We start from the raw sequence: 9647 nt of genomic DNA on the forward strand, positions 1-9647 counted from the left end.
ACCAGCAGGAAGATTTTCTGATGGCGCTGGACGCTCGGCAAGCGCGCATCTGGACAATGCTACCGGGTGTCGTGCAGTCGTTTTCAGTCGTCAGCGGCACTCCGGTCGCCTCGGTGAAATTAGCGGTCAAGGGCTACGATGTTGACGATACCGGAACTCGGTCTCCGCATGACATGCCTGTTCTCCCTCATTGCCCGGTCTGGTTCCCCCGAGGCGGTGGATGCTCTCTGACCTTTCCGGTATCTGCCGGGGATGAATGCATGGTCGTATTCAGCAGCCGCTCTATTGATGAGTGGTGGCAGAATGGTGAGGCGCAACCTGCATACGATCTGAGGCGGCATGACCTTTCTGATGGCATCTGTCTTGCCGGCCTGACCAGTCAGGTGAAGCCGCTATCGAACATCAATGCAAACGCTGTCGAGTTGCGAACTGACGACGGTCTTGCATCTATTCAGATCAACCCAGAAGATCATTCAATCAAAATATTGGCGCCGGGTGGTTTGGAGATTGACGGGAACGTCTCCGTCAAAGGAAGCCTCACGGCAACGGGTGACATAACTGGAGCCGGCATCTCGCTCGACAGCCACACGCACAGCGGTGTGAAGGCCGGTACAGACGAAACGGGTGGGCCTCAGTGATGCGTGTTCGCGCGATGGATGCTTCCGGAGATATGATCTTCGGAACAAATGCTAACGCCTATCTGGTCAATAGCCCTGAAGCCGTCGGGCAGCTTGTCGGGACGCGGTTGCGTTTATGGCTGTCAGAGTGGTTTGCTGACACGGACGATGGCACGCCGTGGGCCACGCAGGTTCTGGGTAAGGGAACAACAGGCACCTACGACGCTGTTATCCGGGCGCGAATACTCGATACGCCGGGCGTTCAGTCCATTGATGCTTACATCAGCAATATGACCGGCAGAGATCTGGAAATACAGGCTCGGGTTTCAACGATTTACGGATCTACGACGGTTTCATTGTAATGGTCGCCATATCCAGCGTTTCAGATATCGCCTGCACAGTCGATGCGACCGGCATTTACGCACCGACCTACTCAGAGATTCTTGAGTGGCTTCAGGGGCAGTTTCTCAGCATTTATGGCGCTGATGTTTCTCTGGATAACAGCACGCAGGATGGCCAGTGGATTGGTATTATCGCGCAGGCAGTGAATGCGAGCAATCAGGCCACGATTGCGGCCTTCAACAGCTTCCGCCCGTCTTTCGCGCAGGGGGCTGGGCTTTCTTCTGTCGTAAAAATAAACGGGATTTCCCGCGATGGAGAGACCTATTCGACCTGCGATGTTGTTATTTCTGGTGCGGTCGGCGCTACGATCACCAACGGCAGCGTCCGGGACACCCTATATAAATACCTCTGGTCGCTCCCGACGCCCATTTCAATACCGACTGGCGGCACGGTAACGGTTACGGCGACATGCACAACTGCTGGCGCGGTTATGCTTGGCGCTGGAACACTGACCATCATCGCAACCCCCGCGGATGGATGGACGAGTGTCACGAACGCAACAGCGTCAGCGCCGGGGCAGGCGGTGCAGAGTGATGCATCTCTGAGGCTCCAGCAGTCCGGCAGCACAATGCTGCCGAGCCAGACTGTCCTCGATGGCATTGAGGGGGGGATACTCTCTCTCTCTGGCGTTACAGCCGTCTGCGGATATGAGAATGATACCGATGCGGCTGACGCAAACGGCATCCCGGCTTACTCAACGTGCATGGTGGTCGAAGGCGGCGATGCCGCCGAAATTGCTACGGTGATCGCCAATAAAAAAACGATGGGTTCCCCCACATTTGGGAATACCACTGAAACCGTGACCGATAGCTATGGCAACAGCCGGTCGATAAGTTTTCAGCGCGCCGTTACAACGACAATCACGGTTGCGATCAATCTGACCGCTCTCACTGGATACACGGACGCGATTGGTAGCTCTATCGCCAGCGCCGTCGCGGATTACATATCTGGGCTCACGACCGGCACGACTATTTATGCAGGGCGTGTCTACTCATATGCGAATCTGGCGTCTGCGGATGGCGGAGATACCTATGAGATTGATAGCATCACGCTCGGGACGAGTGGGGGCGCAAGCGGGCTGTCGAAAATCACTCTTGCCTTTGACGCTATCCCGACAGCCGCATCCAGCAATGTGACCATAACGGCTTCAGGCTGATGGCGACAGACACATCAGATTTCACGGACCTGATAACGTCAGAGCATCAGAATGCAGCGAGATTCGTCCAGACCGTCAGCGCATCAGTGCAGGGGTTCTCTGACAATATCGCTGTTGCTACTGGGGTTCCTGATTTTCTCGATCTTGATCAGGCTGTTGGCTATCAACTCGACACGATCGGAATATGGGTGGGCGTTTCGCGTCTGGTAGCGCTCTCTGTTAATCAGTATTTCTCTCTCGACACTGATGGTGTTGGCGTAGATCAGGGCGTTTGGTGGGAAGTTGGTGATGCCCTCACGACAGTTACTCAGCTCGCGGACGCTCAATACAGAACGATCATCCGAGCAAAGATAGCCTGTAATTCATGGGATGGCTCGCTGCCTGGTGCGTGCAGCATTCTTGCTCTGCTGGTCCGTGCGGATGGATGCACGGTTTCAGCATCTGAAGATCCCATGTCGGTAGAATTCACCATTACTGGCACGCCTGCCATCGTCACAAAGGCAATCATTGTGGGTGGATATATCCCGATCAAACCCGCGGGCATTTCTGTCACATATAATTTTGCGAGTTCATCCTGATGGCTACGAATAGCTTTGTATCTTTCGCTTCGGGGGATGACGCGAATGTTCTGACCGATACTGAATATCAGTCCGAGATTGCCAGCAATGGCAGTATGGTAACAGGCATGAAGCAAGGCCTCGCTGTCAGTAAGGCCTTCAATAAGATCTGGCGACAGACCACGATCTGGGCAGCTGTCCTTGGTCAGATCATTGCCGATTACGGGCAGGACGCGAATGACAGCCAGACGATAGCTACAGTGCAGGCCAATTTTTTGGCAGCAATCAGATCCGGCTACGCGCTCTCGTCATGGGTGTCTGGAAATTTCGTGGGAACGACCACCGCTACGTCCGGGAGCGGAGACCTGCGTATCGCTCTGGCAGCCTATGGTCATGGATATTCAGCTCCCTATTTGCGTGGATGGAACGACGCAGGCTCCCCCACGGACTATATCCTTGCGACGCAGTCATGGGTGTCTGGAAATTTTGTAAACGGGACCGCCGCTGGTCAGAATGCGAACGTTCAGAACATCCAGATATCCAATTACGCATCTGGATTGGGTGGAAACCAAACATATCTTCAGGTAACCCCTCCCGGAGCCTCAGCCTTCGCTATTCCATCGGTCGGATACGGCAACAATATCTGGCAGTCGAAGGGCAATTATGTCGCGACCAGCGCGAATACAAGCGGTGCTTCTGGGGATCTTCAGATATCAGCAGCCTATTACAGCAACGCTTCCGGCGCGCCATACCTTTCTGGATATAACGCATCAGGAACAATGACGAGTTATATCCTTGCCACGCAGGACTGGACAAACGGACGCTTTGCAACTCTCGACAACCTGTCGTCCACAAACAACACCCTCAATGAGAACACGCAAAACATCAATTCAGCCCTGAACGCCACGAATACACAGGTGTCAAACCTGAATGACCTTAAAATATCCACCTCAACAAATACTAGCGGATCAGGAAATACAAAGGTTGATTCGATCTATTACAGTGGCGCAGCAGGGAAACTGGCGATTGTTTATTATGACAGTAACGGCGATCAGGTGACGAAATTTCTAACCGTTACATCATGATATGCACCTATTCCTCGCCTGCCTCCTAAAACACCCCGCCACTGAGCGGGGTTTTTCATTTCTGGAACACTGAATGTCTGAGACACAAGCGCCAACACTCAATGTCGAGATCGGTATTCTCAGACATCGCGTGGATCAACTCGAAGACGGCCAGCAGTCGCTATCGAACCAAGTTTCCGTCCTGTCGGCAGAGAACAAAGCCAGAGCCGAGCAGCTTGAGAAGCAACTTGCTACCGGCTTCACGCAGTTCAACGACAAGTTGGACCGGATTGGCAGTTTGCGAACCTACGTGACGCTAGGAATCTCCGTGGGCGTTGGTGTGGCGTGCGGCATCGTAGCCCATCATTTCGGGTTCACGGCCCTGTAATTGCCTCAGAGATGGCTGCCTGAGAAATGCCTTGAAAACGAAACCCCGGAGGATGGCCGTCCTGCCGGGGTTTCTTGTGTCCAATCCTGATCGCGGCAGGACCGAACGTGAAAAATCTTATCCCAGATGCGGGCTTGGTACAAGCAATGAATGAGATGGAAGCATGGCGGTTTATTCTTGTCAGCCTGATTGCCGGTCTGTGGATCGTGTCGCGTGTCGTGATCGCGTGGCTGGTGAGGCGCTGAGATGACCCCCGCAGATATTGCTGCCCGCACGGCGTGGGGTGAAGCAAGGGGCGAAGGCCCGGACGGTATGCATGCGGTGCTGAACGTCATCGGCAATCGGGCCGCACAACCTTCCTGGTGGGGGCATGACATCCCCGGCGTTTGTCAGCGTCCGTGGCAATTCTCATGCTGGAACGCAGACGACCCCAACCACGAAAAACTGCTGTCCGTGACGGAGCAAAATCCGCAGTTCTCCATCGCTCTCAGTCTGGCTGAGTTGCTTGTGAACGGAAAGCTACCGGACATTACTCATGGCGCAGATCATTACTACAGCGTCCATATCACGCCGCCACAGTGGGCGAACTGCCAAAGGCCCATTGCGCATATCGGGAGCCACCTGTTTTTCAGGATCGGCCCTTATGGGCGTGCAACAGGGGAGGTGATGACATGAGCCTACCTGACAACCTCATCCCATCAGCCTCCCGGACCTACGTTGTCCCGGCAGAGCGACAGCCCGAGGCATGCGGTTCCGTCTCGACGTGGGATGCGCTCAGACTGCGCGGCATCATCCCGGAATTCGGCGGTGCTTCCTGTCAGTGCCGAGCCACGTTCCCGCCGAAATCAAGCGCGGACATTCTCGACTATGCGGTCGATTTCTCGTCGTGGCTCGCGGATACAGGAGACGCGATCGAGGTGGTCTCAGTCACTTATCCCGATACGACCGGACTGACATACGACCTCACCGACCTCTGGGCGGACGTCTATCAGGGCGAGATCGTCGTCATCATGCTCGCGTCGGGTCGGCCCGGCACGAAACAGCGCGTCGTGGTCACAGTCGAGACAGTCGAGGGGCGCACAAAAGCCGTCCCGATCGAGATCAAAATCACACGCGCAACTCCGGCGACTGATCCGCCGAGCAATTTCATTCCCACGAATGCCCTGAGCCTGAACGGCACATACCTCACCGACGATACCGGAGCCTACCTGATCCCATGACCGACGTCTCTCTCAGCACCACATCTGCCGTCACGCCACAGGCCGGCGACCTCATACCAGTCGTTCGCAACGGCGCGTGGGTCAACGCGGACGGTGCTGTTCTGGTCAATGCCGCTTCGTCTGCTACGGCAGCAGCGAACTCTGCCACATCCGCTGCGCAGGAGGTTGAGCAGTCATTAACTACAATCTCGTCCGGTGTATCGTCCGCACAGGAAACGGCGGATGCGGCGCTGGGGGCCGTCCAGTCTGGCGGGTTCGTAACAGAGACCAGCCTCGAAACGACACTGGGTGGATATGCGACAACCAGCGGCGTCACGTCGGAGATTGAGTCTGCCACGTCAGGTCTGGTTTCGTCTGGGACATCCGGCACGAATATCGGCGCCAATCCAGTCACATACGGTGGCCAGACAGTCTCTCTGAATACTGCGCTTGAGCAGGCGTCCCAGACTGGTGGTGACGGGAGTGGCGGAAGCGGCGCTCTCTCGCCAGCAACAGCCACAGCGCTTGGCGGCGTCATGGTGCCTGCGGGCGGGAATTTGTCCGTGGATACGAAAGGAAACCTCTCGGCGGCTGGTCTGGTCGTTGCAGGCAACACATCCGGCAGCACGGACATCGCCGGTCAGAAAATCACGGTCAATGGGGCCGTCACCACAACTGGAGCTGCTATCGAGGCGGCTGCCAAAACCGGCGGTGGCACTGGCGGTTCGGCAGCGACGTTCTCGACCGGCGATTTTTTCCAGCCGACCGGTTTGGTCACGGACACGGCGGTAAAGACGCCACTCGCTCCGATCACGTTGTCAGCATCGTCATCTCTCTCTGGGCCTGCTGGTCGCCTGATTGTTGTCGATCCGACAAAAACACGCAGAAATCCGTGGCTTGGTTTCGGGGCTTGCGGCACCGGAGCGGCGATCTACGCAATTATGACGCAGATGACGAAATCACAGCGGACCGCGTATTTCACGACGCTGACGCAGACATGCGGCTGGCGTCTGTTTCGCATGACGTGCGGTGTTTCGGATTTCGATTACCGGCCTGATTTTTCGTATGACGAAAACGGCGGTGTCGCCGATTTGACGATGGCCAATTTTTCCATCGCGCCCGATCTTCAGTACGTTATTCCGTTCTGGCAGGAACTTCTGGCAGTCTGCCCCGACGTCGATCTAGTCGTGTCGATGTGGTCGCCGCCATCGTGGATGAAATCACCAGCAACTATTCGTGGTGGATATTTTCAGGGAACCACGGCAAATTTTCAGGCTCTCGCGCTGTACTGGCAGAAATATCTCTCCGCACTGGCACGCTATGGGATTTTCCCACGCTACCTGTGCATCCAGAACGAGATTCAGGAAACCGACACAGCCTACGCAAAAACAGGATGGGTCGTTTCCGATATGACGACTGCCGCAGGCTATATTACGTCTGCATTGCGGGCTGTCGGTCTGAATACTCGCATTATCTCCGCAGATACGTCGTGGGGGCCGGCAGCGCAAAAACAGATTGTTCTGAACAACTTCTCCGGCGTGAATGCCAAATTTTTCGCAGGCGTGGGGTATCACGGATATACTGGTCACCCTACTCAGGAAGCCACCGATATTGCTCAGTATGTAGGCGACGGCATTGTGATCGGCACCGAATATATGTTCGGCTCGCAGTACACACTCGACGCGCAGATGCGGACGCTTCTGGGAGACTATATTTTCGGGCAGATGGCATATGGTGCGGTCGGCACTATGCAGTGGAACCTCGCACTCAATCAGCAGGGAGGCCCATATCTCGGCGATCCGAATGCGACAACTGGTGGATACGGTGCAGTCACGCAGGTAAAATCGGACGGCACGTGGTCTCTGGAGCCGGACGGATATATTCTTGCGCAACTCGGGCAGGTTTTCCGTCGCGGAGATTATCCGTGTTATTGCGTGAGCCCTGCTCTGGGATACAACGCTACCGATCTCGTGGCCGGTTGCGTTGTCGGTGAGGATGGTCATCGCGGTGTCGGTATCTGGAATCCGACGAGTTCCCCGCTGATAGCAACAGTTCTCGACGCGCAGACCGGGACTGCATTTTCTGTCAGCGTTGCGGCCAACAGTCTGTTTTCAGGATCATGGTCTCCAGCTGATATCGTTGAGGCAGGATCTACCCTAGCGGCTCCATCCGCGCCGACGCTTGGAACGCCCGGCAACAGCACTGCCGGTTATCCAACCCTCCCTATATCTGCGCCAGCCAATATCGGCAGCACGTCTGTGGGGGCATTCAATATCTATGCGGTCAACGGCTCAACGCAGACACTGATCGGGCGAGCCGCAGGATCAGACACGCTGTTTACTGATACGTCACTGAGTTCCGGGTCGCGCAATTACGTCGCCACGGCGCTTGGAGGGGGCGGTGAGAGTCCGATTTCCAATCAGGTGACAGGCACGTTCTTTGCGCCTGCCGTGACTGCGACTGCTTACACTCTGACTGGCTCTGCGTCTCTAACTACAGGCACCGCAACGACCTATACTGTCACTCCTAATGCAGCCATTGGCAGCACGGCGGTTGTCGTAACGCCCACCTCGACCGTTGCAGGATCGTTCTCTCCAACGACAGTGACGCTCGCAGCCGGTTCTGATGCGGCTGCGACATTCACGTTCACACCCTCTGCGTCCGGCACAGGGACACTTTCGGCCACAAACAACGGCGGCCTGACTGATCCGTCGGCCCTTTCTGTTACGGCGGCAGCGGCTACTGTCCCATTCACGACCTATTCTCTGGCGGCGTCTCCGGCATCTGTCGTTGTCGGGGGAGCATCAAAATTGACAGTAACTCCGGGTGACGGCGCAGCAAACACGTCTGATATCGTCGTCACGCTATCTGACGGAGATGCAGGGGGGTCGTTCTCTCCAGAGACGCTGACTTTCTCTGCCGGTAGCACAGCAGCGCAGTCCAGCACCTACACCGCCCCGACGACGGCCAAAACCGTGGCCCTCAGTGCTACGAACAACGGGTCTCTGACAAATCCGAGCGCGGTATCTCTCACCGTCACGACTGAGCCGGTTGTTGGAGCCAGTTATCTCGCCGCCACATCCTCTGGTTCTGGCGCGACAGCAGGTTCAGCCAAATTGATTACGGGCAATGTCGCAGAGATATTTGCCGATATTGATCTCGATAGTTATTCTAACACGACGAATAACAGCCTGATCATCGGAAATTACCCGACAACCGGCGCATCAAAATCAAACAGCCAGGTAAACCTACTTATCAGCACTGGTGGCACAGTATCTGTTCAGGCTTACGATAGCGGTGGAACGTATTGCCATAATACATCTGCGCTGCCCACGGGGATTTCAGGCCGTGTAAAACTGCACAGTGTTATGAATATCGATACTGCAAACTCGTACACGGACACGCTCGGTAATGTTATTGAGACCGGCGGTATGCAGATTTCTCTCTCAACCGACGGGGGGAAGACATATTCAGTTCTGCCAACCGTATCGTCGAGTAACGTTTCTCACAACGGCATTAACCAACCGTCCGCACCGAATGCTATGGCGGTAGGCCATCTAGCTGAGAACGCCGGGAAAATTTACTCCGTGGTTATTTATGACGGAACCGGAACTGCGATCTGGAACCCTGATTTCACCACGCAGACAGCAGGCGCAACGACGTTCACGGATGGCGCAGGGAACACGTGGGCCGTAGACAGCGGTGCTGCTATCGCGTCGGCGTAAAAAGGGAGGGCTTCGGCCCGTTACACAAAACCGGAGCCAATAATGGACTCTCTTTCATCAATCCTGACGTGGCTCTACTCGGCGCTCCCAGAGCCGTATTCTGGCGATCTGGTTGCGCTCGTGTCGTTCACCATCGCGTCGTGCGCTCTGGCGCTCAGGTTCTGGAAGCCACCGCATCCAGGCAGTCACTGGGTGGCGATTTACACGATCGTCTCTGCGATTGCTCAGGCGCGGGGATGGGCCGCAAACGCTTACCAGCCCGGAAAGAAAGCGGTCATGGTCCCGTCTGACGTGCCGCGCGTTGAGGTCGCTGCGAAGTTAGGCGTGCATCCTGACGATACGAGGCCGGGCAAGCCGCCGAAAGTCTGAGATCGAACACCTGCTGTATTGGCTGCGAACTAGGGCGGGCGGTTAATGCGGGCCTGATATTGCGGGGGGGGGGAAGTAACATCGAGCGTCAGTGTTTATATGGTGGATACGATCTTTATTTAAGAGTTCGCCTTTCCATTATAGGAGGCCTCTCCTCACTTCTGCAGCTA

11 protein-coding genes are annotated in these 9647 nt (G+C 55.9%); all 11 read left to right on the forward strand.

The genetic code is table 11. The features are described 5' to 3' along the window. Nucleotides 1-20: 20 nt before the first annotated feature. Nucleotides 21-638, forward strand: coding sequence for a Gp138 family membrane-puncturing spike protein (locus GVI59_RS16160; protein ID WP_198912165.1), 618 nt, complete (start codon nucleotides 21-23; stop codon nucleotides 636-638). Continuing rightward, entirely contained in the window at nucleotides 638-979 is a 342-nt protein-coding gene (locus GVI59_RS16165; protein WP_173575139.1) for a hypothetical protein, read from the forward strand. The genes GVI59_RS16160 and GVI59_RS16165 overlap by 1 nt, the downstream gene beginning before the upstream one ends. Next, nucleotides 979-2175, forward strand: coding sequence for a baseplate J/gp47 family protein (locus tag GVI59_RS16170; RefSeq protein WP_173575127.1), 1197 nt, complete (start codon nucleotides 979-981; stop codon nucleotides 2173-2175). The genes GVI59_RS16165 and GVI59_RS16170 overlap by 1 nt, the downstream gene beginning before the upstream one ends. Beyond that, nucleotides 2175-2753 (forward strand): DUF2612 domain-containing protein, encoded by a 579-nt coding sequence (locus GVI59_RS16175; protein ID WP_173575128.1) that lies wholly within the window; start codon nucleotides 2175-2177, stop codon nucleotides 2751-2753. The genes GVI59_RS16170 and GVI59_RS16175 overlap by 1 nt, the downstream gene beginning before the upstream one ends. Beyond that, a complete protein-coding gene (locus GVI59_RS16180; protein ID WP_173575129.1) occupies nucleotides 2753-3817 on the forward strand; it encodes a hypothetical protein in 1065 nt (354 codons plus the stop codon). Before GVI59_RS16175 ends, GVI59_RS16180 begins: the two co-directional genes overlap by 1 nt. Nucleotides 3818-3890: 73 nt before the next feature. Beyond that, nucleotides 3891-4184: a hypothetical protein gene (locus GVI59_RS16185; protein WP_173575130.1), complete on the forward strand. Its 294-nt coding sequence runs from the start codon at nucleotides 3891-3893 to the stop codon at nucleotides 4182-4184. Between the two features lie 107 nt (nucleotides 4185-4291). Next, complete coding sequence (locus tag GVI59_RS16190) at nucleotides 4292-4429, forward strand: hypothetical protein (protein WP_173575131.1); 138 nt, start codon at nucleotides 4292-4294, stop codon at nucleotides 4427-4429. Between the two features lies 1 nt (nucleotide 4430). Beyond that, a complete protein-coding gene (locus GVI59_RS16195; RefSeq protein ID WP_173575132.1) occupies nucleotides 4431-4859 on the forward strand; it encodes a cell wall hydrolase in 429 nt (142 codons plus the stop codon). After that, nucleotides 4856-5404 (forward strand): phage fiber-tail adaptor protein, encoded by a 549-nt coding sequence (locus GVI59_RS16200; RefSeq protein ID WP_173575133.1) that lies wholly within the window; start codon nucleotides 4856-4858, stop codon nucleotides 5402-5404. The genes GVI59_RS16195 and GVI59_RS16200 overlap by 4 nt, the downstream gene beginning before the upstream one ends. After that, on the forward strand, nucleotides 5401-9108 hold the full coding sequence (locus GVI59_RS16205) for a hypothetical protein (RefSeq protein ID WP_173575134.1): 3708 nt from the start codon (nucleotides 5401-5403) through the stop codon (nucleotides 9106-9108). Before GVI59_RS16200 ends, GVI59_RS16205 begins: the two co-directional genes overlap by 4 nt. A gap of 42 nt (nucleotides 9109-9150) precedes the next feature. Beyond that, nucleotides 9151-9477, forward strand: a complete 327-nt coding sequence (locus tag GVI59_RS16210; RefSeq protein WP_173575135.1) for a hypothetical protein — start codon at nucleotides 9151-9153, stop codon at nucleotides 9475-9477. Nucleotides 9478-9647 lie beyond the last annotated feature (170 nt).

It is taken from the genome of Acetobacter sicerae (genome assembly GCF_011516765.1).
GTDB lineage: Bacteria > Pseudomonadota > Alphaproteobacteria > Acetobacterales > Acetobacteraceae > Acetobacter > Acetobacter sicerae.